We start from the raw sequence: 23,550 nt of genomic DNA, 5'->3' as shown, positions 1-23,550 counted from the left end.
CTGCCCACCCAGGCTACAAGCGACGCCTCCCGTGCCGGGCTGCGCACAGGTGCAGTCACCTGACGTATACCGCGCCCGCCGGAGCGGCTCGTACGGTTCGGGAAACCCTCCCCTTTCCCAAGGATTCCCCATGGACCACATCACGCTCGGCAAGGTCGAGATCACCCGGGTACCGGAATACTTCGGCCCCGTCGGCATGACGCCCGACACCTTCTTCCCGGAAACCCCGAAGGAGGTGTGGGAGGACGGCGCATCCTGGCTGAGCCCGCATTTCCTGGATTCCGGGACCACTATCGTGAACTCCGCGATCCAGACCTGGGTGCTGCGCAGTGAGGGCAGCACCATTCTGGTGGACACCGGTGTCGGCAACCACAAGGAGCGCCCGTACGCGCCGGTCTGGAGCCACCTCCGGACGGACTTCCTGGCGAATCTCGACCGGGCGGATGTCCGGCCCGAGGACGTGGACATCGTGATCAATACACATCTGCATATCGATCACGTCGGCTGGAACACCTATCTGGACGGGCGGGATTGGGTACCCACTTTTCCCAACGCCACCTATCTGATACCGAAGGCCGACTTCGACTTCTGGAACCCGGCCAATGGCCATACACCGCTGCTCGGCCGGGGAAATCAGAATGTCTTCGAGGACAGCGTCGCCCCGGTCCACCGGGCCGGCCTGACCCGGCTGTGGGAGAACAGCCATCAGATCGACGCCGGCCTGCGCCTGGACACCGCTCCCGGGCACACCCCGGGCTCCTCGGTGCTGTCCCTCAGCTCCGGGACGGACCGCGCGGTGTTCGTCGGAGATCTGCTGCACAGCCCGGTGCAGATCCTTCGACCTGATGACAACAGTTGCTTCTGCGAGGACCCGGCGGGCGCCCGCGCCACCCGCCGCAAGGTTCTGGGCCGGGCAGCCGACGAGAAAGCGCTCGTGATTCCCGCGCATCTGGGCGGCCACGGCGCGGTCGAAGTGGTTCGGGAGGGAGGCGCGTTCGCGATCCAGGGCTGGGCGCCCTTCGCACCGCACGCCGACGTCGCGCCCTCCGAGCAGGTCTGAAGCCCACCGTGTGTAAAGGAACCGTTGTGAACCACGACCCCGAGTCCGTCGTGCGGACCGAACAGGGCGCTGTCCGAGGCGTGCGACAGGCCGACGGCACCGCCTTCCTCAACATCCCCTACGCCGCTCCGCCCATCGGCGCCGGCCGGTTCGCGCCGCCCCGGCCGCACGATCGCTGGGACGGTGTGCGCGATGCCACCGTTCCGGGGCCCAACGCGCCGCAGTCCGGGCGCGAACTCGGCGGTATCGACATGTCCCCCTACTTCGGGACAGGTTGGAGTCGCGGCGAGGACTATCTCACCGTCAACGTCTTCCGGCCCGACGCCACGGGCGGTGACCTGCCCGTCATGGTGTTCGTCCACGGGGGCGGATTCGTCGCCGGATCGACGCGGTCCGCGTTGTACGACGGCTCCGCCTTCGCGCGTGACGGCGTCGTCCTCGTCACCCTCAACTACCGGCTCGGCATCGCCGGGTTCCTCGATCTGCCCGGTGCGCCGGCCAACCGGGGCCTGCTCGACGTCGTCGCCGCGCTGCGCTGGGTACGGGACAACATCGCCGCGTTCGGCGGTGATCCGCACAACGTCACCCTCTTCGGTCAGTCGGCGGGAGCGACGATCGTCGGCGGCGTCCTCGCCACTCCCGACGCCACGGGCCTCTTCCGCAGGGCCATCGTCCAGAGCGGCAGCGGACTGGGGGCGTTCACCACCGAGCAGGCCGCCCGCGTCACCCGGGCGGCGGCCGGGACCCTGGGCATCGAGCCCCGTGCCGACGCGTTCGCGGACGTCTCCGACAACCGGCTGGTCGAGGCCGCCTCCCGGCTCCCGGGCATCGACCTGCGGACCGCAACGCACCACGACCCGCTGATCGGGCTCAGCCCCTTCAGCCTGGTCCTCGGCATACAGCCCGCCGTGTCCGTCGCCGCCGGGCTCGGCGCCGACGTCGATCTGCTCATCGGGACCAACGCCGAGGAGGGGCGTCTGTACGTGGTTCCCGCGGGCGCGTACGACACCTCGACGGCCGGGGACGTCGATGACGCCGCGGCGCGCTCGCACCCCGATCCGGCACGACTCGTCGCCGCCTACCGCGCGACGCGGCCCGAGGCGTCCTTCGGCGCGCTGCGCTCCGCCGTCATGGGCGACGCCCTGTTCGGCGCGGGCACCTGGGCTCTCGCCGGGGCGCACTCGACGCATTCCCGATCCGCGACCCACGCCTACGAGTTCACCTGGCGCTCCCACGCCCTGGACGGGCAGCTCGGCGCGAGCCATGCGGTCGAGCTGCCGTTCGTCTTCGACCTCGCCCACCTGTCCCGGCTGCACGGACCCACAGCGCTGCTCGGCCCGGACGCGCCCCCGACCGATCTGGCCGCCCGTATGCACGCGGCCTGGATCCGGTTCGCCAGGACCGGCGACCCGGGCTGGGAGCCGTACGACAACGAGCGCAGGGCCACCATGCTCATCGACGCCGAGTGGTGCCAGGTCGACGACCCCCGCGGTGGGGAACGACGGGCCTGGAGCTGACTGTTCGCGGGGCGGCTCACCGGCAGCCGAAGGACATCCGCGTACCCCCGGGCGTCATGCGCGTACGTACTCGGCCCGCCAGTGTTCGTGCAGCGCCGTCAGTTCCGCTTCCATCGCCGGTGCCTCGGTGTCCAGCAGCCGGACCTGGGCCCCGGGGCCCGCCACGTCCGTCCGGTAGGGGTGGGGCGGTCCGGGTGGGCGGGCGCCGAGGGCGGTGACGGAGCCGATGATCCGGTTCGGGCCGAGGATGCCGGGAAGTTCGCGCGCCTCCGGGTCGGTCAGGTCGAGATCCTCGACCAGCAGTTCCCGGCCGTCGTACACGGCTCGGGTCCTGGCCCGGATGCGGCCGCCGCGCTCACCGGAGCGGCCCAGAACGAGGGTGTCGCGCAGAAGCATCCGGGCGCCGGGCGCGAGGGTCACCTCCATCGTGCGGTCGACCCACGCCCCGTGCGCGACGACGAACGGCTTCCCGTCCCAGTCCAGTCGGCCTCCTGCCGCGATGTCGACCCTGGCCCGCCACGCCGATCTGCCTCCCCGGTGGTCGTACGCCACCAGACCGGAGGGTTCGACCAGCTCCAGGCGGACCCCCGGGCCGACCGAGACGTGCAGCCGGAGGCCGTCGCCGGCCAGCAGCCCCGCCCGGGTGCCGACGAGGGCGATCCGCAGGCGGTCCGCGCACGGCAGCAGAGGGCGAGGGGCGAGGAACGCCCCGGGAGACAGCGCCTCCTCCCTCACGCCCAGGACGGCCCCGAGCGCCCCGAGGGCGACCGGCCGCAGGGGGCGCGGGTGGAGGCGCGATAGGTTGCCCGCCATGGCTGAACTCGACAGCGTCACCTGGCCGCCTGCCCCGATCAGGACGCGACGGCTCGTGCTCCGTGAGTCCGGGGCGCGGGACCGTGCGGCGTTCATCGAGCTGTTCGCGTCGCCGGAGGTGGGCGTCCACATCGGTGGCCCCCGGCCGCGCGACACTCTCAAACGCTCCGTCCCCGAGGTGCCGGGGCGGCGGTGGGGCCTCTTCGTGGTGGAGCTCGACGGAGCGATGATCGGCACGATCACCCTCGACCGTCGGGCCGCGGAGCGCCCGGACCACCTCCGTCCGGATGCCGGGGAGACCGAGCTCGGCTACCTGCTACTGCCGGAAGCCTGGGGCTTCGGGTACGCCGCCGAGGCGTGCTCCGCCGCGCTCGGCTGGTTCGCCGCCGCGCGTCCCGGCGAACCGGTGGTGCTCCGCACCCGGATCGCCAACAGCCCCTCGATGCGCCTCGCTCGGAAGCTGGGGTTCACCGAGGTGACACGGTATGAGGAGTACGGCGCCGAGCAGTGGTCGGGCGTGTGGAGAGCGGTCACACCGTCCGGCTGATCCAGCGGCCGCACATCCTCGCGAGTAAGCCGGATCAGGGTGGTCGGCTGTTACACAACGATCATTGAGTGCATCCGAACGGCCTCGGCATACTTCAGGAATCCGGGGCCCAACGCGTATCCGAACGCGCCCCGTGCGGCCGGGCCTTCGCCCGCCCGAACCACTCCTGAGCAGGGGCCATCTTGCAAAAAAGATCAACGAGGGCGTACGCGCTCGTAGCCGCGGCCTCGGTCGCCCTGACGGCGGGCATGACCGGTCCGGCGTCGGGGAAGACCGGCGCCCCGGACACGGCATCCCCGGTCACCTCCAAAGCCTTCAAGGCAGACGGCCGGACCACCACCGTCACCCTGATCACCGGTGACCGGGTCCTCGTGGACGCCAAGGGCCGGGTCGGTGGCATCCAGCGGGCCAAGGGCCGGGAGGACATCCCCTTCTTCACCGAGATCCACGACGGCCGCACCCATGTGGTGCCCCGTGACGCCCGGCAGCTGATCGCCGACGGCAGGCTGGACCGACGGCTGTTCGACATCACCGCACTCGCCAAGCCGGAGAGCCTCAAGTCCCACCGGGCCGGACTCAAGGTGATCGTCGGTTACCGGGGAGCGGCGGCCGGCTCCGCCCGTGCCGAGGTGCGGTCCGCGGACGGCACCACCGTCCGACGGACCCTGTCGGCCCTCGACGCCGATGCCGTCACCAGCGTCGCGGCCACCGCCGACAAGGGCGCGCTGTGGGACGCCCTGACGCGTCAGCGGGACGATGGTTCGGCGGCCACCACGTCCGGCATCGCGCAGATCTGGCTCGACGGTGTACGCAAGGCGTCGCTCGACCGCAGCACCGGCCGGATAGGCGCCCCGGCGGCCTGGGCCAAGTCGCTCGACGGTACCGGTGTGAAGATCGCGATCGTGGACACGGGCATCGACGCCACCCATCCGGACCTGGCGGGCCGGGTCGCCGCGGAGCGCAACTTCAGCGCCTCCCCGGACGCTCAGGACCGTGACGGGCACGGCACGCATGTGGCCTCCACCGCGGCCGGCACGGGAGCGAAGGACGCCCGGTTCAAGGGCGTCGCCCCCGGAGCCCGGCTGATCAACGCCAAGGTGCTGGACGACCAGGGCTCCGGTGACGACTCCAGCATCATCGCCGGGGTCGACTGGGCCGTAGCCCAGGGCGCCGACGTCATCAACATGAGCCTGGGCGGCATCGACACGCCCGGAATCGACCCGTTGGAAGCCCAGGTCAACAAGGTCTCCACCGAGAAGGGCGTCCTGTTCGCGATAGCCGCGGGCAACAGCGGGCCCGGCCAGGGCACGATCGGATCGCCGGGCAGCGCCGACGCGGCCCTGACCGTCGGCGCCGTCGACGACAACGACCTGATCGCCGACTTCTCCAGCGCCGGCCCCCGTACCGGTGACAAGGCCGTCAAGCCCGACATCACGGCGCCGGGCGTGTCGATCACCGCGGCCGCCGCGGCGGGCGTAACGGGGCAGAACCCGCCCGGGTACCACAGCCTGAACGGCACGTCGATGGCGACTCCGCACGTCGCGGGGGCCGCGGCGATCCTCAAGCAGAAGAACCCCTCCTGGACGGGCGCACAGATCAAGGCCGCCCTGACGGGCTCGGCCAAGGACGGCTCCCACTCGGTCTTCCAGCAGGGCGCGGGCCGGCTCACCGTCGACAAGGCGATCGACCAGACGGTCGTCGCCGAGCCGGTCTCCGTGAACCTGGGCACCCAGGCCTGGCCCCACACCGACGACACCCCCGTCACCAAACAGGTGACGTACCGCAACAACGGCAGCGCCGACGTGACGCTGGACCTGTCGCTGTCCGCGCCCACCGGTGGGGACGGACAGCCCGCCCCGGCCGGGTTCTTCAGCCTCGGGGCCCAGCGGGTCACGGTCCCGGCGGGCGGCACCGCAGCCGTGGACCTGACAGCCGACACCCGCCTCGGCGGTACGGTCGAGGGTTCCTACGCGGCCACGGTCGTGGCGTCCGGCGGCGGCCAGAGCGTGCGCACGGCGGCGGCGGTGGAGCGGGAGGCCGAGTCGTACGAGGTCACCTTCAACGGCACCGGACGCGACGGTGCGCGCAGCACCGGCTGGCAGGCGGACCTGAAGGGGTACGACGGCGAGGCCTCGGGCCGGCGGTTCTTCCCCGACCTGTCGTCCGGTTCGGTCACCGTCCGGCTGCCGCGCGGCACCTACAACCTGTCGGCCGACATGCTGGTCGACCCCGCGGCTCCGGGCAAGGGCGCCGACCTCATCAACAACCCCCGGTTCTCGGTGACCGGCCCGACCACGGTCGACCTCGACGCCCGGACCACCCGGCCGGTGTCGTTCAAGGTGCCGGACGCGACGGCCAAGCCGACGCGCGCGGGGATGATGTACAGCCTCAACACGCCCGACGTCGGCATCACGTTGTGGAGCGACTTCACGAGTTTCGACAACGTGCGTACCGCGTACCAGGGCTCTCCGGTGACCGGCGACTCCTCCCTCTACCAGCAGTGGTCGGCCCACTGGAAGCAGGGCGCGACCGAGTACAACGCGCTGGCCGGGAGCTTGGTCCCCAAGCTGGCCACCGGTTACAACAAGACCTACACGAACAAGAACATGGCCCTGGTGAAGGTGGGGATCGGGTCCTCCGTGCCCGGCCTCGACGGCATCGTCAAGGCGTACGGCGAACTGGCGAACGGGGGTGTCGACCCGGCCTTCACCGCCCATCCGCTGCCGGGAACCCGGAAGGTGTACCTGTCCACGGACGACGACGCCGTCTGGAACATCTCGGCGGGTGTGCTGAGTCCGAAGGACGCGGCGGGCAACCGGCAGATCGAAGGGGCCTACTCCCTCGACCGGACACGCCGGTTCGAGCCGGGGACGACGCACACCGAGAACTTCCACGTCGGGGTGATGGGGCCGCAGCTGAACGCGGGCGACGGGATCGTACGCGACGGCGACAACATCTACGGCTCGCTGGCGCTGGTCAGCGACGGGCCGGGCCACCCCGGGTTCGCCCGGTACGCGAGTGCGAGCACCACGATCCACCGCGACGGCGTGCTGTACGCGAAGGAGGACGCGGCCATCGACGAACGGTTCTTCGCACTGCCTCCGGAGTCGGCCACGTACAAGGTGTCGACCACGGTCAACCGCAACCCGGCGGTCTACCGTGCCGGGAACCGGATCGACGCCTCGTGGACCTTCACCTCGGCCCGCACCAAAACCCCTGCGACGCTGCCGGTCTCCACGGTCCGTTTCCTGCCGCAGCTCGCGCTGGACTCCACCGTTCCGGCGGGCGCCAAGCAGACGTTCCCCGTCGTGGTGCAGGGAGCGGCGGCCGGAGCCGGTCTGAAGTCGCTTCGGGTGACGGTGTCGTACGACAACGAGAAGTGGCTGCCCGCCAAGGTCACCGCGGGCAAGGTCACCGTGAACGCCCCGGAGAAGGGCAAGGCGATCTCGTTGAAGGCGGTCGTCACCGACACGAGCGACAACGAGTCCACGGTCACGATCCACAACGCCTTCTTCGGCAGGTAAGGATCCGCCGAGCGGAACAACGCCCGGGGTGACGCCGGGCAAGGCGGCCCGTCGGAACCCGAGTTCCGGCGGGCCGCTGTCGTGCCGTCGACGTCGCGGTCGGTGCCGACGGCCCCTTCCCGTCCCCCCGGCGCGCTCAGCGTGCCGGAGCCGGGACCGGGCGGAGGGAGCAGTCGGCAGGGGCGAGGCGACCGTCCCGTCCGACCAGAGCGACGGACAGGGCGCCCTGCGCGTGCGCGGCGAAGGCTGCCGTGCAGACGAGTTGGTCACGGGCGGGAGCGGTCAGCCGCCTCACCCGCAGGTCCAGCCTGACCTCGACGGTGGAGCCGCCCGTCACGACCCGGTCCGCGGCGGAGGCTTCACGGGGCAGCGAGGGGGCGTTGCGGAGCCCGGCCCGCCGTTCGGCCTTGTTCGGCCCGTCGAGCAGGGTGGTGATGGCCGTCAGGGGCGACAGTGCCTCGCTCATCTCCTCGCTCTCCGAGGGCGAACTCCCGGGGCGGTCCTGCCAGGGGACGTCGACGGTCCGTGGCACGGGCAGCAGTTCGTCGTCGGGAGAGAGGAAGAACAACAGCAACCGTGCGTCACTCGGTGGCAACAGGTCGCCGACCGGCGGTCTTCCGGCCGCGACCACGCCCGTCTCCTGGATACCGCAGCCGGAGAGCGTCACCCCGGCGAGCACCAGCAGCAGGGCCGCCCGGACCGTGCGGAACGTCTGTTTCCTCATGCGGTGGCCTCCGTGCGGTCAGGGCTGGTTCCCGGTACTGGGCCGTGCGAGGCCTCCGGATCGTCCGGCGTACCGCGCCCTGAGGCGGGCCCGTGGAAGGGGAGTTCCACCGTGAACAGCGCGCCCCCGCCCGGTGCGTTCTCCGCGCGGATCGTGCCGCCGTGGAGCCGCACGTTCTCCTGGGTGATCGCGAGTCCGAGGCCGCTGCCCGATGAGCGGGAACGTGCGGCATCCGCCTTGTAGAAGCGGTCGAAGATGTCTGGCAACGCGCGAGGGTCGATACCGGGGCCGCTGTCGCGCACCTCGGTGATCAGAGCGTCCGCACGGGACGACAGCCGGACGGTGACCGGTTCGGCTCCGTGGTGCAGGGCGTTGCCGACGAGGTTGGCCACGATGATGTCGAAGCGGCGCGGGTCGAGGCGGATACGGACGCCCTCGGGCAGCTCCGTGCGGACCCGGTCCTGCCACTGCCTGCTGGACAGGGTTCTGCGTACGGTCTCCGCCGCGTCCACCTCGTCGGTGTTGAGTCCGGCCACGCGGGCGTCGAAGCGGGATATCTCCATCAGGTCCTCCACCAGCACGGCCAGTTTGCCGGTCTCGGCGCTGATCAGGCGCACCGCCCGGGCGGTGTCCGGGTCGAGCGTCCCGGCGTCCTCGTCCAGCACGTCCGTGACGGCGAGCATCCCCGCGAGGGGGGTGCGCAGTTCGTGGGAGACGTCCGAGGCGAAGCGCCGGGCCCGCGCCCCGGCGTCCCGGAGTTCCTGTACGGAGTGTTCGAGGCGGGCCGCCGAGCTGTTGAACGTCCTGGCGAGGTCGGCCATTTCGTCCCTGCCGCGTACGGTGATCCGCGTGTCGAGCCGCCCACCGCCCATGGAGTGCGCGGCACGCCGCAGTTCGCGGACGGGGCGCAGCACGCTGCGGGCCGCGAACAGGGCGGGCACCAAGGCCACGGCCAGTCCCGGCAGCGCACCGTCGCGGGCGGCGGTCACCAGTGCCTCGATGTCCGCCTCCTCGTTCGCCATCGGCATCACGGCGAAGAGGACCAGACCGCTGGGGACCGTGCCACCGCCCGCGACGACCCGGGTCATCACCGGCATCCCGATCGTCAGATACGCGTTCCCGTCCTTGACGACCCGCTGGAAGCTGCCGTGCGGCGAGGTCCGCGCGGCGCGGCGCAGCTCCCCGGTCAGCACACCGGAGACGGGCCGGTCGCCCGAGGAGACGCGCACCGAGCCGTACTCGGCGAACACGATCCACGGATGCGGTTTGGAGCGGGCCGCGATGTTGTACAGATCCCACCGGACCGATTCCAGGTCCAGGGGCAGGCCGGGGACGAACCGCTCGACCTCCTCGCGGAAGGAGGCGACGGCCGTGTCCTGTGCGCGTTCGAGGACGGCGCTGCGCGCCTCCCGGTAGGTCAACGCGGCCGTCGTGACCGCGCTGACCACGGCCACCAGAAGGAAGGCGAGCACCAGCCGGGTGCGTACCCCGAACGCGGCGGCCGCTCCGGGTATCTTCACAACGGGCCGAAGCGGTAGCCGAATCCCCGCAGGGTCTGAATGTACCGAGGGCTGTCGGACAGGTCTTCGATCTTGATGCGGAGTCGGCGCACGCAGGCGTCCACCAGGCGCACATCGCTGTGGTAGCTGTGGTCCCAGACCTCTTCCAGGAGCCGCTGTCGGCTGAAGACCTTTGCCGGTGCCGCGGACAGGAACAGCAGCAGCTTCAGCTCGGAAGGCGCGAGGGCGACCGGCCGGCCCGACTTCAGGACGGTGTGACCGGCCCGGTCGATGTCCAGGTCGCCGTGGTATTCGACGGCGGGCCGCACACCGACCGGGGCTTCGATGCGGCGCAGCACGGCACGGATGCGGGCCTCGATGACCTCGGTACGGGCGGGCTTGACGACGTAGTCGTCCGCACCGGCCTCCAGGCCGACGACGATGTCCACGTCATCGCCGCGCGCGGTGAGCATGATGATCGGCAACTGGCTGTTCGCGCGTACGCGGCGGCACACCTCGACGCCGTCCATCACGGGCAGCATCAGATCGAGCAGCAGGAGGTCGGGGCGGAACGCTTCCAGTGCCTCCAGGCCGGCCTCGCCGGTCGCGGTGGCGAGGACCTCGTGCCCGCGCCGGCGCAGCCCCATCTCGACCCCGTCGCGTACGGACGGATCATCTTCGACAAGGACGACGCGTGACATGCCGGTTTCTCCAGGTCCTGGGACAGGAAAGATCGCGAGAGGGGCTATCGGTGAGCGAGTGGCAGGAACGGCCCCGGAAAGGCCTCGGGTTCACGTGGCGGGGCGGGTGTGCACGCTGACCGCGTAGCCGCCCCCTTCGTCGTACGGGTCGCCGCTCCAGGTCGCGTAGCGCTGCCGCAAGGTCAGTCCGGCCCGGGCGCACCACTGGTCGAACTCGGCGAGGGTCACCGGCGCTTCGTCGAGCGGCAGGTGTGCCGCGTCCAGTCCCATGCCGGTGACCAGCAGACCAGCGGGGCGCAGGGCGGCGGCCAGGTGCCCGACGACGGTCGCTCCGGTGCCGGGGGCGAGCAGGGGGATGACGTTTCCGGCGGCGAGCACCAGGTCGAAGTCCGGTCCCAGGCCGAGGGTGTCCAGCCGGGCCAGGTCACCGAGGAGCCAGTCCTGCGTGGGTGCTTCGCGTCGTGCGACGGCGAGCATCGAGGAGTCGACGTCCACTCCGGTGCAGTGGTGGCCCAGTTCGGCAAGGCGGATCGCGATCCGCCCGGTGCCGCAGCCCGCGTCGAGCACCCGGGCGGCCGGTTGCAGCAACGCGGCGCAGAAGGAGGCCTCGCCATGGATGTCGTGGCCCGACTCGGCAAGCCGTGCGAACCGCTGGGCGTACTCCTCCCCAGCCTGTCCACCGGTCAGTTCCGCCCAACGGTCGCGTTGCCCAGTCATGTTCAGCTTGCCTTCCGGTCAGCCCCCAGCGGGAGCATAAACGAGCCTGTCACACGGAGTCCGGTTCGGGTGGCTCCGGGACGGCCCGGAACGCCGGTTCGGTAAGGTCGCCGCTATGAGTGATCGCTGCGGACCCAGGGCCCTCTCGCCGGTACTGCTCGGTGTGGGGGGCGAATGGTCTCCTGTCACCGCGGGCGAATCGGGTGCTTCCGTCTTCCGCCGTGCGGACGCCACCCGGTACGCCAAGTGTGTGCCCGTCGCGGATACGGCCGGTCTGGAGGCCGAACGCGACCGGATCGCCTGGCTGAGCGGTCAGGGCATACCGGGTCCCCGGGTCCTTGACTGGTACGCCGGTGACGCGGGCGCCTGCCTGGTCACCGGTGCCGTCCCCGGCGTACCCGCCGATCAGGTGGGCGCGGAGGATCTTCGCGCTTCCTGGGGACGCATCGCGGACGCGGTCCGTCGGCTGCACGAGGTACCCGTGTCCTCGTGCCCGTTCCGCCGGGGGCTGGATTCCGTGGTCGCCGTCGCACGCGACGTCGTGAACCGTGGCGCCGTGAATCCGGAGTTCCTCCCCGTGGAGCAGCAACGCGTGCCCCCCGCTGAGCTGCTGGCCGGCCTCACCGGGGAGATCCCTCGGCGACGGGATCAGGCGGCCTCCGACACCGTCGTCTGCCACGGGGATCTATGTCTGCCCAACATCATCCTCGATCCGGAGACCCTGGAGGTGTCGGGCTTCATCGACCTGGGCCGCCTCGGAGCCGCCGACCGTCACACCGACCTGGCGCTGCTGCTCGCCAATGCGCGCGAGACATGGGTGGACGAGGAGCGGGCGCAGGTGGCGGACGCGGCGTTCGCCGAGAGGTACGGCACCGCCCCGGATCATGAGCGCCTGCGCTTCTACCTCCATCTCGACCCGCTCACCTGGGGCTAGGTTCTTTCGTTTGGACCAGGCCGGGTCCGGGAGCCGGGTCCGGTGCGGGCGGCTGCACGGTGGAGGGGGAGTCACCGCGGAGCGTCGGGACGGGCACACGGCCGCGTGCCCGTCCCGACCGGGCGCGTGCCGACAAGGCGTACGCCTCCTGCGGGAACCGCGCCTGGCTGCGCCGTCGCGCTCTGATCCGGCCGACCAGCGCGAGCGCCATGCGATGGAATGCGGCGTCAATCGCCTCAAGCGCCACCGGGCTGCCGCCACGAGATACGACGGACATGCCTCCGATACGAGCCGACCGTACTGCTCGTAGTCCTCAATGAGTGGCTGTGACCAGCAATTTCGTGACGGACTCTAGTGGTGGAAGGTAGTGGTCGTCTCCAAGGCCGCCCGGTCGGTCGCGACCCGATTCACGGGCGCGGTCTCGTCTGCGTAGCCGAAGGAGATCCCCACGAGCAGCTTCCCTTCGTCTACCCGGAGTTCGTCGCGGACGGTGTCGGCGTAGAAGCTGAGCAGGCCCTGCGGGCAACTGGCCACGCCGTACGCGGTCATGGCCAGCAGCAGCGTCTGCAGGTAGGCGCCGGCGTCAGCGGCCAGTCGCGGCCCGCCGTCGCCGGTGACGAACAGAAACGCGGCGTGGGGCGCTCCGTAGAAGCCCATGCTCTCCGTGTCGTAGGCCGCGCGGGCCGGGTGGTCGTCGGGGCCGATGCCCAGCGCTCCGTACAGACCGGCGCCGAAGGCGGCACGCCGTTCCTGGTGGACGGGGGCGTACATGTCCTCGGAGTACGGGTAGTCGGCCGTGACGCGTCGCTCGGTGTGGGCCGCCCGCAGGGCATCGGCCAGACGGTCTCGCGGCGCGCCGCCGACAATCTCGACCCGCCACGGCTGGGCGTTGGAGTTGGACGGCGCGGCGCCCGCGAGGGAGAAGACCGCGCGCTGAACGTCCTCGGGCACCGGGTCGGGTCGGAACGCGCGGGTCGCGCGGCGCCCGCGAATCAGCTGCTCGGCGCACTCCCACGATCGTGTCCCGCACATCTGCGTCCCGTCGGCAGGTGTCTGGCTCGTGCGCATCCGGGTGAAGACCGGCCCGCTCATAGAACTCTCCTCAGGATCACTTAAGTAAACGTAGCCGTTTACCTGAAACAGCATAACCAGCTACCCCCTCTCAAGTAAACGAGAACGTATACTTACGTCATGACCACGGTGACGACGGCATCTCGACGGCAGGGTCGCGGAGGGCGGGAGCGCATCCTGGCCGCCGCGGCCGGACTGTTCGCGGTCCAGGGGATCAACGCGACCAGCATGGAGCAGATCGCGGAGCAGGCGCCGGTGTCCAAACGCACGCTCTACGTACACTTCCGAACCAAGGACGAGCTTGTCCTCGCCCACCTGAAGGACCTCGCCTCGACGGGGCGCACCCTGGAGGGTGCGCTGGTACGCGAGGAGGTCCCCGCCAGGGAGAGAATCCTCGCGCTGTTCGATCCGCCCCCGGCGGGCACGGATCCCGTGCGCGGATGCCCGTTCATCGACGCCGCCGTGGAGTTCCCCGACCCGCGGAACGCGGTCCACTCCTACGCCCGCGAACAGAAACTGCTGATGGTGCGATTGGTGGCGAACCTGGTTGCGGAACTTGGCTGCCGTCGGCCCGCCGTCCTCGCCGAGCAGCTCGTGACCCTCGCGGACGGCGCCGCCAGCCGCGCCATGGTGCTGGGCGAGGCGGACTACGGCCGGCACGCGCGGACGGCGGCGGAGATCCTCCTGGACAACGCGCTGCCGACCACGGACTGACAGGCCGCGCCGAGTTACCGGTATACCGAGGCCAGTGGTGAAGACCCCGTCGTTCGACCGGGCGAATTCGAGGGGGCATCGCAACACGTGGCTGGTCAGGGCGTCACCGGCACCACGGGCGAACATGATCGCCCGGGCCGTGGGAAGCTCGCCCCGCACGCCGTGGCGCCCACTTCCCCAACGAGAGCCGCGCCCTGCTGCCGCTCTCGGCGGGGCTCGAGACGGCGGTGGACCGACCGGCCGCGTGGCCGCCCGGGGTGACACTGCTGGATTTCGTGACGCGGTCCAGCCGGAGCGGCGCGTTGCCACCCGCGGCTCCGGCCATCCTCGACCTGACCCGGATGACGTCCACCGACCCGCGCTGCGGGCCATCCGACTCCAGGCCCACGACGATGCCCTGCCGGCCCTCGCGGAACCCTTCGCCCGGCGATCCGGCGGCAGCGCCGACCCGCTGGGGACGAAGGTGCACGCGGCAAGGCTCAACCGCGAGCGGCGGCGGAGGAATTCGCCCAGCGGCACGCGGACGATCCCGAGGCGTCGGGCGCCGAGATCACGACCTGCGTCCTGGCCGCCCTGCGAGCCGCCTCCCAGGGCTGCCGTACTGACCGGCATCCGGGCCCGGGACAGGCCCTTCGTACGATCAGACAGCCACGGACGACAACATACGGAGGGCACCATGGGCGGCCAGGTCACCGCGGTGAGCCGCAACGAGCGGTACGCGTTCAGTAAACCCACCCACCCGTTCATCACCTTGCTCGCCGGGCTCGGCGTGGAGGGCGACGTGCATGCGGGAAAGACGATTCGCCACCAGTTCCGCATGACGTACGAACCGGACCTGCCCAACCTGCGCCAGGTCCACCTGATGCACGAGGAACTCTTCGAGGAGCTCGCGCTCAAGGGCTTCGACGTGTCGGCGGGCCGACTCGGCGAGAACATCACGACCGCGGGAGTGGACCTCCTCGGCCTTCCCACCGGAACCCTGCTGCGCCTCGGCATGGAAGCGGTGCTCGAGGTGACCGGGCTGCGCAATCCATGCGCGAAGATCAACGACTTCCGCAGCGGGCTGCTGGGCGAGGTCTTCGCCCTGGATCCCGTGTCGGGTGAGTTCACCTTCAAGGCGGGCGTCATGGCCGTGGTCCGTGCCGGTGGGACGGTCCGGGCCGGCGACACCGTCGAGATCGAGCTGCCGCCCCTCCCCCACCGGGCCCTGGAACGCGTCTAGACGGCCCGCCCCGGGAACGCGGAGCTACCCGGCCGCGGCAGCCCGGCCGCCGGATCCTGCCGCGGACGTGGCACCGTCGGGGCCGAGAAGCCGACACCGGGGCCACATCACGGGCCTCCCCCTCAGCCCTGCTGCTCCAAGGAGTCCGCGAACGCGCGCAGCGCGTCGGCCAGATCCTTCTTCGTGGGCAGCTCGTCGACCTTCTTCTCCAGGTCGTCGATCCGCTGGGCGACCTCCGCGAGGTCGACCGGATCCGTCGGCGAAGGACTGGGCCCACCGGTGGGATCCGGCCCGCTCGGGTGGGCGCTGGGCTCGGGGCCTCCGGAGGACCCGGAACCGCCTACGCTCCCGCCACCGTCCGACCCGCCGGAACCACTCACAGTCCCGCCACCGTCAGCGCCGCCGGAACCACCTACGCTCCCGCCACCGTCAGCGCCGCCGGAACCACCTACGCTCCCGCCACCGTCAGCGCCGCCCGCGACTTCGCCGCCACCGCTCGATCCTGCGGGCACGCTCTCGGCGGGCACCGGCTCCGGACCGACCGGCCCATCGTCCGACGTACCCACGGCCAGCGCGCCGCCGACTCCGAACACCACCGCCACCGCGGCACCGACCAGTGCCGCCGTCACGCGTTTCGCCCGTCGATTCCCCATGGTCTCCATTCCTCGGACTCTAGCCATCGCACCGGGCGGAAGGACACCTTCCGAACATCTCCGTAATTTTCGACATGCCCACGTCGGACAACAGGCTTTCACCCGCCTCCACCCCCATCCCACCCAACCCCTCAACCTCCACTTGACAGGTTAGTTCCGAGCGGCATGATGGACCTAACCACTACATCTCCACAGAGAGGTTAGTCATGGCTACGGTCCACCACCGCTACGCGGACGTACAAGGGCATCGGATCTTCTACCGTGAGGCCGGCCACGCCGACGCACCCGCGGTCGTGCTGCTGCACGGCTTCCCGACCAGTTCATTCATGTTCCGCGACCTGATTCCCGCGCTGGCCGGGCGCTTTCACGTGATCGCGCCCGACCACCTGGGTTTCGGTCTTTCCGCCGCACCCTCGGCCGACGCGTTCACCTACACCTTCGACGCGCTGGCCGATCTGACCGCGCGACTGCTCGAGCAACTGGGGGTGAGCCACTACGCCATCTACGTCCAGGACTACGGAGCGCCGATCGGCTGGCGGCTCGCGCTGGCCGACCCCGGGGCCATCACGGCGATCATCACGCAGAACGGCAACGGATACGACGCGGGCTTCGTCGAGAGCTTCTGGAAGCCGATCCGGGACTACCAGCGGGAGCAGACACCGGAGAACGAGGCGAAAGCGCGCGGCGCGCTGACCTTGGACGGCATCAAGTGGCAGTACGTGACCGGCACTCCGGACGCAAGCACCGTCAGCCCCGACACATGGCACCACGATTTCGCCCTCGTCTCCCGCCCCGGCAACGACGAGGTCCAGCTGTCGCTGTTCCGTGACTACGCCAACAACTCGCCGCTGTACCCGGCCCTGCACACCTACCTTCGCGCGCACCGGCCGCCGGTTCTCGCGGTATGGGGCAGGAACGACCCGATCTTCGGCCCCGACGGCGCCCGCGCCTTCGCCGACGACGTCCCGGACGCCGAGATCCACCTCCTCGACGGCGGGCACTTCCTGCTGGAGAGCGCCGGTGACGCGGTCACCACGCTCGTCCGCGACTTCCTGGGCCGCGTCCACAGCACGGTCTGACCACGCCAGAACCTCTTCGGCGGTGAACCGGAGGCGGTGTGCGCCCGATGCCGGCCGCCGTCCACGACCGGTACTGTGCGCATCCCAACGCCCGCCGGACGCTGCGGCCGACGCGACGCCGCCCGCCCGGCCGGTTCCCGTCTCACGCGCAGCCGCCCGCAGCGCGTGAGCCGTACGGCGAAATGAGCTTCAGGTTCGCTTCAGTTCGGGCTGTTAGAGTGACGTCTTGCGGCGGCAATTCGCCGAGCGGCTTCGGCACTTCGCCCTACGAGCCGAATCGACCGGGACAGGGAGCGTAGGAATGCGCTGCAGGGAGATGCTGGCCTTCTACGCCGGTATCGCCGTGCTCCTGATGATTTCCGCGTTCACTCTCGGCTCCTCCGCTCAGACCCTGCAGACCGTCGGCACGGCAGCTCATTCTCACGCCGTGTCCGTATTCGACGGGTCAGGCCCGAACACTCCGCTGGAGGGCGTGGACGGTGACGTCACTCTCCAGCACCGCCACAAAGCGGGAAGCATGACGGCCTCACCTCCCGTGCAGGCAGGCGTCCCCTCCTCATCACCGGATCTCCACGACTGCGCGACGGATGTCGCCCGGCAGCATTCTTCGCACTCAGGATCGCGAAGCCCTGCCCATGTCCGGATCCTTCGCTGCTGAGCGAGCCTTCCGATCCACCCTGCGGCAGAGCGCCGGGCCGATCACAGCCTGACGCCAAGCGAGCAGTTCGGCCCTCGACCCGGCGAGTCGCATCACGCTCGGCCCATCCGGTGAGCAGACCCCCGGCGCCCAGGCCCTGATCTCCCGCTCGCGGATACGTGCCCTTACGTCCCGCGTCACGCGGAATTCCGCCGCGATTCGCTCGCGATGGACCCTCGGATACCCCTCTCTCGATATCCGATCGAATTCTTCGGATTCTATGGGATTTCCAGCCCCAACAGATATGACGCCGAGTTGGTCAGCACCCCGACCTCGGCTCCCTACTCAGTCCTGGAGCAGACCCACATGCAGTATTTCCCCCTCGCCTCGGAGCCGGCGAGCGGCATCGCAGGCTGGGCGACCAGCCTTGTCGAAACCATGGGCGGCCCCGGGGCCGGGCTGGCGATCGCCTTGGAGAATCTCTTCCCGCCGTTGCCGAGCGAAGTCATTCTGCCGCTGACGGGTTTTGCCGCGGGGCAGGGAGTGATCAGCCTGTTCTCCGCCCTGTTCTGGACGACGCTGGGTTCGGTGGTAGGCGCTGTCGCCCTCTACCAGATCGGCGCTCTCTTCGGCCGGGAGCGCATGTACGCCCTGTGGGAGCGGCTTCCTCTGGTGAAGGTGTCGGATCTGAAGAAGACCGAAGAATGGTTCGTCAAGCACGGCATGAAAGCCATCTTCTTCGGCCGAATGATTCCGATCTTTCGCAGCCTGATCAGCGTCCCGGCAGGCCTGGAGCGGATGCCTCTGCCGATCTTCGTGCTCCTCACCGCTCTGGGCAGCTTCATATGGAACTTCATCCTCGTCATGGCCGGGTATCTGCTGGGTGATCAGTGGGACCTCGTGGAAAGTTACGTCGGGGTGCTCTCGAAGGTCGTCCTGGTGGTGGCGGTCGCGGCGCTGGCCGTGGCGGTCGGTCGCAGGCTGCGTTCCCGTCGAGGTGATCGGCAGAAGGACCACGCGTGATCGGTTCTATGAGCCTCCCGGAGCCGTTGGCTCCGGGAGGCTCACCGGTCACCGGGCGTGGACCGCCAACGGGCTGTCCACGAAGAATGGTTGCAAGAGGCCGCGCACGTTGCGCGGACCATCGATCCGATCGACAAGGTGGCACGCATGGCTATGTGGGACCGCATCAAGGACCAGGCCAAGGGGTTGCAGCAGCAGCAGTCGCAGGGCACGAGGGGCCCCGGCGGCCAGCGGCAGGCGGGAACAGGGGCCGCGGGCGGCTCGAAGGAGAAGCTGGTGGGGCTGCTCAAGTCGCAGCTCGGCTCCCTCAAGACGGAGCTCAAGAGCGGGGCGTACCGGGACGCCAGCATGGCGATGTGCGCTCTGGTCGCGGCCGCCGACGGGTCTGTGGACCCCGCCGAGCGGCACCACGTGGAGACGCTGATCCTGCAGAACGACGTCCTGCAGAACTTCCCTCCCGAGCAGTTGCGGCAGCGGTTCAACAAGCATGTCGATCAGATGATGTTCAACTTCCAGCAGGGCAGGACCGAGGCCATGCAGGAGATCGCCAAGGCCGCGAAGAAGCCCGTGGAGGCCAAGGCGGTCATCCAGACCGGCTTTGTGATCGCCGGTGCGGACGGGTACATCGCTCCGGCCGAGGCGCAGGTTCTGCGGGAAGCGTGCATGGCTCTCGGGGTGTCCCCGCAGGAGTTCGGCCTCTGATCCGGCCGGCGCGTTTCCCGTAGCGGCCGGAACCCGGCGGGCGTCATCGTGTTGCGTCCCGCCGGGCCCGGCCCGTACGTCACGTCAGTCGTCGGTCAAGGACACCGCCCCGACCGGACAGGCCCGTACCGCCTCTCGCACCAGCGGGTGGACCCCCGTCCCCGCCGTGCGGCCGGGAAGTATCTCGCTGAACCCGTCGTCGTCCTGCGTGAACACGTCCGGTGCGGTCAGCGCGCACATGCCGGCCCCCACGCAGCGATCCTTGTCGATCTGGACACCCATGCCGCTCACCAGGCCACGGGCAGTTCCAGCAGCCCCTGGATCGTGTCCCCGGGTTTGTGCTGGATCTCGTGCGCGGGCACGGCGAGCCTGAGCGCCGGCAGCCGCTCGAAGAGCGTGCGCAGGGCGATGTCGAGCTCGGTGCGGGCCAGGTTCTGACCCAGACACTGGTGGACGCCGAAGCCGAAAGCGAGGTGGTGGCGGACGGACCGGTCCCAGTCGAGCGTCTCCGGATGCTCGTAGACCTCGGTGTCGCGGTTGATGAGCGAGGTCGAGAAGATCACTCCCTCGCCCTTGCGGATCGTCGCCCCGGCCACCTCGATGTCCTCGGTCGCCAGCCGCTGCAGACCGTCGGCGATGGACAGGAAACGCAGCAGTTCCTCGACCACCGCCGCCGTCGTCGTCTCTCCGGACCGCAGAGCCGCCAGCTCACCGGGGTGCCTCAGCAGCGTGAACGTACCGAGCGAGATCATGTTCGCCGTCGTCTCGTGCCCCGCGACGAGCAGGATCACGGCGAACGAGACGAGGTCGTCGCGGTCGACGGGCCCGTCCGGGTGGTCCCGGTGGATCAGTTCGTCCAGGAGCCCCTCCCCCGGCTCCACCCGCTTGCGGTCGATCAGGGCGCCCAGATAGTCCTCCAGCTCGATCCGGGCCTTGTCCACATCGGCAGCGCCCGGACCCCGCAGGAGCCGCCGCGAGCAGCCCTCGAAGAACTCGTGGTCGGCGTACGGAACGCCGAGGAGCGCGCAGATCACCATCGACGGCACCGGCAGTGCGAAGTCGGCGACCAGCTCGGAAGGCGGCCCCTGCCGCTCCATGGCGTCCAGCAACCGGTCCACCGTCTCCTGGATGCGGGGACGCAGCGCGGCGATCCGCTTCACGGAGAAGCTCGGGATGAGCATCCTGCGCTGGGTGTTGTGCTCGGGGTCGTCGACGCCGAGCAGAGCCACGCGTCGCCCCTGCACGTTCACGAACCGCTCGGCCGGAACGGGAAAGTCGGGGTGGGTACGGTCGGTGGACAGCCGCGGATCCGCCAGCAGCCGACGGGCCAGGGAGTGGCCGGTAACCGCCCAGACCGGACGTCCGTCGAAGAGGGTGACCCGGCTCAACGGCCCTTCCGCGCGCAGCGGTTCGTACCCGGTGGGCGGGTGGTAGGGGCACTCGCGGTCCTGTGGGAAGGATGTCGCGGAGGCCGGTTCGGCGGAAGGGCCGGTGAGAGCGGGGTCCTGGCGGGCCGGTTCCGTCGTGGATTCCGTCATGGGAGCGGTCGCCTCGCAGTGCTCGGTGATCGGTACGGAGCGGGTCGCTCCACACCTCACCCAATTGGATGCCCCAGGCACCTATTGGGTCCACGCTCGGACCGGCCACTTCACGGGACCGCAGATCTGGCCGGTGTCTTTCGCACACGGTCGAACGGTCTCGCATTCGCCCAGGCCCAGCGGGTGCGGCGGAGTGACGCCGGAGCGGGTACCGCCCCCTCCATGACTGGAACCGTTCACCGCGACGTCCGGAACCATGCCGTCGAACCCACTGTCCACGATCAGCGGAAGCGCGCCCGCCCTAGCCGTGTCGCACGGCCACACCCCCGCAGAGCGAGTGGGGTCACACCATCACCTTGACGATGAACGCCTTGATGTTCGCCACGGTCCGCTCGATCTGCTGTTCCAGGGTGAGCGACTCATGGAGCCGCGCCCCGACGCCCGCGTCCTTCTTCCCCCGCACGTAGAGCGAGCAGGCGAGGTCGCTGCACAGGTAGGCGCCGACCGAGTTGCCCTGCTGGCCCGCCTTCCCGGACCTGGGGGCCACCAACAGGGAGACGCCTCCGGTGTGGACGGTCACGCAGATCGAACACATGCTGCGGCGGGTCCCCCGGGATCCGGCGCCGGAGGAGCGCAGCTGAATGCCGACGGGGCCCTCCCCCGAAGCGAGCACCAGGTAGGCCCGGTCGGGGGCCTGGGGGTCGCGCCAGCCCAGAAAGTCCAGGTCTGCCCAGGGCCGGTCGGCGAGGTCGCGGGGAACGGAGAGGCGCTTGGCCTCGCCCTTGGTGCAGTTCACGAAGGCGGCACGGATCTCTTGCTCGGTCAGGGGTTCCATGGAGCTCACGCTAATTTGCCTAATCTCATTAGGCAAATATACATTTCCTTAGGCAATCACAAGTGAGCGTTCGGAGGGTCGCATGGCACGAGCAGGACTGACCGTGGAACGCGTCGTACGGGCAGGGGCCGAGCTGGCGGACGAGGCCGGCTTCGAGCACGTGACCCCGGCGGAGCTCGCCCGGAAGCTGGGCGTCAGGACCGCGAGCCTGTACTCGCACGTCAAGAACGCCCACGACCTCAGGACGAAGATCGCCCTGCTGGTCCTGGAGGAGCTCGCCGACCAGGCGTCGGCGGCACTCGCGGGGCGGGCCGGCCGGGACGCGCTCGGCGCCTTCGCCAACGCCTACCGCGACTACGCCCTCCAGCACCCGGGGCGCTTCGCCGCTGCCGGGTTCCGGCTCGACGCCGACGCGGCTGCCGCGAGCGCCGGCGTCCGGCACTCCCGGATGATGCGGGCGATCCTGCGCGGCTACGACCTGACCGAGCTCCAGCAGACACACGCGGTACGGCTCCTGGGCAGCGTCTTCAGCGGCTATGTGGGGCTGGAGACGGCCGGCGGCTTCAGCCACAGCTCCCCCGACTCCCAGGAGAGCTGGACGGAGATCCTCGACGCGCTCGACTCTCTGCTGCGCAGCTGGCCCGTCCCTTCCTGACCCCACCTCCCACCCCCTCGACGAACGAGGAGACCGAGAGAACATGACCACCCGGCACGACTGGACGACGACCCCTATCAGCACCGACATCGTGCGGGGCGCGCTCGACCTGGAGCGGACCGAGCGCGGCGTGCTGCCGCACCGGCTGCCCGCCCGGGCGCGGCGGCAGATTCCCGACGGCCAACTGGCCATGGCCGAATCGCAGCCCTCCGGGGTCCGGCTGGCGTTCCGCACCCGGGCCACCGCCGTCGAGCTGGACGTGGTGGCCACCAAGCGGGTCTATCCCGGGGCGCCGCCGCGCCCCGACGGCGTGTACGAGCTCCTCATCGACGGCCGCCCTGCCGCCCGGGCCAGTGCCCCCGACGGCGACACGCTCACCATCGATCTGGCCTCGATGACCTCGCGGACCCGGCCCGGCCCCATGGAGACGCTCCGGTTCAGCGGCCTGCCGGACGAGGAGAAGGACATCGAGATCTGGCTGCCGCACGACGAGACCACGCAGTTGGTCGCCCTGCGCACCGACGCGCCGCTCCGGAGCCCCAGGCCGAGCGGCAGGCCGGTCTGGCTGCACCACGGCAGTTCCATCAGCCACGGATCCAACGCCACCACACCGACCGGCACCTGGCCCGCCCTGGCCGCGAACCGGGGCGAAGCCGAGCTGATCAACCTGGGATTCAGCGGCGGCGCCCTGCTCGACCCCTTCACCGCCCGCGCCATGCGGGACACCCCCGCCGACCTGATCAGCGTCAAGATCGGCATCAATCTCGTCAACGCCGACCTGATGCGGCTGCGCGCGTTCGGTCCGGCCGTCCACGGCTTCCTCGACACCATCCGCGAAGGCCATCCCATCGCACCGCTGCTGGTGGTCTCGCCGATCTGCTGTCCCATCCACGAGACCACGCCGGGCCCCAGCGCACCGGACTACGGCGCGATGAGCGAAGGGCTGCTGCGGTTCAAGGCCATGGGCGACCCGACGGAGAGCGGCTCCGGGAAGCTGACTCTCGCCGTCATCCGCGGCGAGCTGGCCCGGATCGTCGCCCACCGCGCCGCCACCGACCCCCATCTGCACTACCTCGACGGCCTCGACCTCTACGGCGAGAGCGACCACGCCGCGCTCCCGCTGCCCGACGATCTGCACCCGGACCCCGCCGCCCACCGACGCATCGCCGAACGCTTCGCCCGCCTCGCCTTCGGTCACGACGGACCGTTCACCCCGAAGAACCGCTGACGCCGGGGCCGATGCGACGCGCGTACGGGGCGCGGAGAAGCGGTGATCCCGTCCACGCCCCGTTCGGGTCGCACGGAGAATCACTGAATCGCCGAAGCCGCTCACCCCTTCCCGGTTCCGGCGGCGGGCCGACCGGGAACGAGTGACCGTGCGCCGG

22 protein-coding genes are annotated in these 23,550 nt (G+C 70.3%); 12 read left to right on the top strand and 10 right to left on the bottom strand.

The features are described from left to right. Positions 1-130 precede the first annotated feature (130 nt). Both ACZ60Q_RS13415 and ACZ60Q_RS13410 read left to right on the top strand, forming a co-directional pair. Positions 131-1,060, top strand: a complete 930-nt coding sequence (locus ACZ60Q_RS13415; protein ID WP_469632647.1) for an MBL fold metallo-hydrolase — start codon at positions 131-133, stop codon at positions 1,058-1,060. Positions 1,061-1,086: 26 nt separating this feature from the next. Next, the gene (locus tag ACZ60Q_RS13410; RefSeq protein WP_469632644.1) at positions 1,087-2,577 is read left to right on the top strand and encodes a carboxylesterase/lipase family protein; all 1,491 of its coding nucleotides are present in this window, start codon (positions 1,087-1,089) and stop codon (positions 2,575-2,577) included. 54 nt (positions 2,578-2,631) lie between these two features. Here ACZ60Q_RS13410 and ACZ60Q_RS13405 read toward each other — a convergent pair whose 3' ends face one another. After that, on the bottom strand, positions 2,632-3,390 hold the full coding sequence (locus tag ACZ60Q_RS13405; protein WP_469632641.1) for an urease accessory protein UreD: 759 nt from the start codon (positions 3,388-3,390) through the stop codon (positions 2,632-2,634). On the opposite strand from ACZ60Q_RS13405, the gene ACZ60Q_RS13400 reads away from it, so the two are divergent. Together ACZ60Q_RS13400 and ACZ60Q_RS13395 are read left to right on the top strand one after the other, a co-directional pair. Further along, positions 3,389-3,937 carry a GNAT family N-acetyltransferase gene (locus tag ACZ60Q_RS13400; protein WP_469632638.1) on the top strand — a complete coding sequence of 183 codons (549 nt, stop codon included), beginning with the start codon at positions 3,389-3,391 and terminating at the stop codon, positions 3,935-3,937. The two genes, ACZ60Q_RS13405 and ACZ60Q_RS13400, sit on opposite strands and share 2 nt — an antisense overlap. Positions 3,938-4,119: 182 nt before the next feature. Further along, positions 4,120-7,461, top strand: a complete 3,342-nt coding sequence (locus ACZ60Q_RS13395; protein ID WP_469632636.1) for a S8 family peptidase — start codon at positions 4,120-4,122, stop codon at positions 7,459-7,461. A gap of 136 nt (positions 7,462-7,597) precedes the next feature. On the opposite strand, the gene ACZ60Q_RS13390 is transcribed toward ACZ60Q_RS13395, so the two are convergent. The 4 genes from ACZ60Q_RS13390 to ACZ60Q_RS13375 all read right to left on the bottom strand — a co-directional run bounded on the left by ACZ60Q_RS13390 (position 7,598) and on the right by ACZ60Q_RS13375 (position 11,102). After that, entirely contained in the window at positions 7,598-8,185 is a 588-nt protein-coding gene (locus ACZ60Q_RS13390) for a hypothetical protein (RefSeq protein WP_469632634.1), read from the bottom strand. After that, entirely contained in the window at positions 8,182-9,705 is a 1,524-nt protein-coding gene (locus ACZ60Q_RS13385) for an ATP-binding protein (RefSeq protein WP_469632631.1), read from the bottom strand. Before ACZ60Q_RS13385 ends, ACZ60Q_RS13390 begins: the two co-directional genes overlap by 4 nt. Next, complete coding sequence (locus tag ACZ60Q_RS13380; protein WP_469632628.1) at positions 9,702-10,385, bottom strand: response regulator; 684 nt, start codon at positions 10,383-10,385, stop codon at positions 9,702-9,704. Before ACZ60Q_RS13380 ends, ACZ60Q_RS13385 begins: the two co-directional genes overlap by 4 nt. 90 nt (positions 10,386-10,475) lie before the next feature. Then, a complete protein-coding gene (locus tag ACZ60Q_RS13375) occupies positions 10,476-11,102 on the bottom strand; it encodes a class I SAM-dependent methyltransferase (protein WP_469632625.1) in 627 nt (208 codons plus the stop codon). Between the two features lie 115 nt (positions 11,103-11,217). Here ACZ60Q_RS13375 and ACZ60Q_RS13370 point away from each other — a divergent pair, with 115 nt between their 5' ends. Next, on the top strand, positions 11,218-12,036 hold the full coding sequence (locus tag ACZ60Q_RS13370; RefSeq protein ID WP_469632623.1) for an APH(3'') family aminoglycoside O-phosphotransferase: 819 nt from the start codon (positions 11,218-11,220) through the stop codon (positions 12,034-12,036). 351 nt (positions 12,037-12,387) lie between these two features. Here ACZ60Q_RS13370 and ACZ60Q_RS13365 read toward each other — a convergent pair whose 3' ends face one another. Next, entirely contained in the window at positions 12,388-13,068 is a 681-nt protein-coding gene (locus ACZ60Q_RS13365) for a nitroreductase (RefSeq protein ID WP_469632785.1), read from the bottom strand. Positions 13,069-13,227: 159 nt separating this feature from the next. Between ACZ60Q_RS13365 and ACZ60Q_RS13360 the strand changes: the two genes are divergently transcribed. Both ACZ60Q_RS13360 and ACZ60Q_RS13355 read left to right on the top strand, forming a co-directional pair. Then, positions 13,228-13,821, top strand: coding sequence for a TetR/AcrR family transcriptional regulator (locus ACZ60Q_RS13360; protein WP_469632620.1), 594 nt, complete (start codon positions 13,228-13,230; stop codon positions 13,819-13,821). A gap of 676 nt (positions 13,822-14,497) precedes the next feature. Beyond that, positions 14,498-15,043, top strand: a complete 546-nt coding sequence (locus ACZ60Q_RS13355; RefSeq protein ID WP_469632618.1) for an MOSC domain-containing protein — start codon at positions 14,498-14,500, stop codon at positions 15,041-15,043. Positions 15,044-15,165: 122 nt separating this feature from the next. Here the strand turns inward: ACZ60Q_RS13355 and ACZ60Q_RS13350 are convergent, their stop codons facing one another. Further along, on the bottom strand, positions 15,166-15,423 hold the full coding sequence (locus ACZ60Q_RS13350) for a hypothetical protein (RefSeq protein ID WP_469632615.1): 258 nt from the start codon (positions 15,421-15,423) through the stop codon (positions 15,166-15,168). 479 nt (positions 15,424-15,902) lie between these two features. Between ACZ60Q_RS13350 and ACZ60Q_RS13345 the strand changes: the two genes are divergently transcribed. The 3 genes from ACZ60Q_RS13345 (at position 15,903) to ACZ60Q_RS13335 (ending at position 19,137) form a co-directional block, all read left to right on the top strand. Next, complete coding sequence (locus ACZ60Q_RS13345) at positions 15,903-16,775, top strand: alpha/beta fold hydrolase (protein ID WP_469632612.1); 873 nt, start codon at positions 15,903-15,905, stop codon at positions 16,773-16,775. A gap of 1,003 nt (positions 16,776-17,778) precedes the next feature. Next, on the top strand, positions 17,779-18,435 hold the full coding sequence (locus ACZ60Q_RS13340) for a DedA family protein (protein WP_469632609.1): 657 nt from the start codon (positions 17,779-17,781) through the stop codon (positions 18,433-18,435). 147 nt (positions 18,436-18,582) lie between these two features. Continuing rightward, a complete protein-coding gene (locus ACZ60Q_RS13335) occupies positions 18,583-19,137 on the top strand; it encodes a tellurite resistance TerB family protein (RefSeq protein ID WP_469632607.1) in 555 nt (184 codons plus the stop codon). Positions 19,138-19,221: 84 nt separating this feature from the next. On the opposite strand, the gene ACZ60Q_RS13330 is transcribed toward ACZ60Q_RS13335, so the two are convergent. The 3 genes from ACZ60Q_RS13330 to ACZ60Q_RS13320 all read right to left on the bottom strand — a co-directional run bounded on the left by ACZ60Q_RS13330 (position 19,222) and on the right by ACZ60Q_RS13320 (position 21,510). Next, a complete protein-coding gene (locus ACZ60Q_RS13330) occupies positions 19,222-19,419 on the bottom strand; it encodes a ferredoxin (RefSeq protein ID WP_469632605.1) in 198 nt (65 codons plus the stop codon). A 5-nt stretch (positions 19,420-19,424) separates the two neighbouring features. Beyond that, complete coding sequence (locus ACZ60Q_RS13325) at positions 19,425-20,675, bottom strand: cytochrome P450 (RefSeq protein ID WP_469632602.1); 1,251 nt, start codon at positions 20,673-20,675, stop codon at positions 19,425-19,427. 343 nt (positions 20,676-21,018) lie between these two features. After that, a complete protein-coding gene (locus tag ACZ60Q_RS13320) occupies positions 21,019-21,510 on the bottom strand; it encodes an FBP domain-containing protein (protein ID WP_469632600.1) in 492 nt (163 codons plus the stop codon). An 82-nt stretch (positions 21,511-21,592) separates the two neighbouring features. On the opposite strand from ACZ60Q_RS13320, the gene ACZ60Q_RS13315 reads away from it, so the two are divergent. Together ACZ60Q_RS13315 and ACZ60Q_RS13310 are read left to right on the top strand one after the other, a co-directional pair. Beyond that, positions 21,593-22,165 carry a TetR/AcrR family transcriptional regulator gene (locus tag ACZ60Q_RS13315; RefSeq protein WP_469632597.1) on the top strand — a complete coding sequence of 191 codons (573 nt, stop codon included), beginning with the start codon at positions 21,593-21,595 and terminating at the stop codon, positions 22,163-22,165. Between the two features lie 43 nt (positions 22,166-22,208). Next, positions 22,209-23,393, top strand: a complete 1,185-nt coding sequence (locus ACZ60Q_RS13310) for a GDSL-type esterase/lipase family protein (protein WP_469632595.1) — start codon at positions 22,209-22,211, stop codon at positions 23,391-23,393. Positions 23,394-23,550 lie beyond the last annotated feature (157 nt).

It is taken from the genome of Streptomyces sp. NPDC104313, assembly GCF_055583985.1.
The sequence above is the reverse complement of the archived record's forward strand: the minus strand, read 5'-3'. Positions and strand labels throughout refer to the sequence as shown.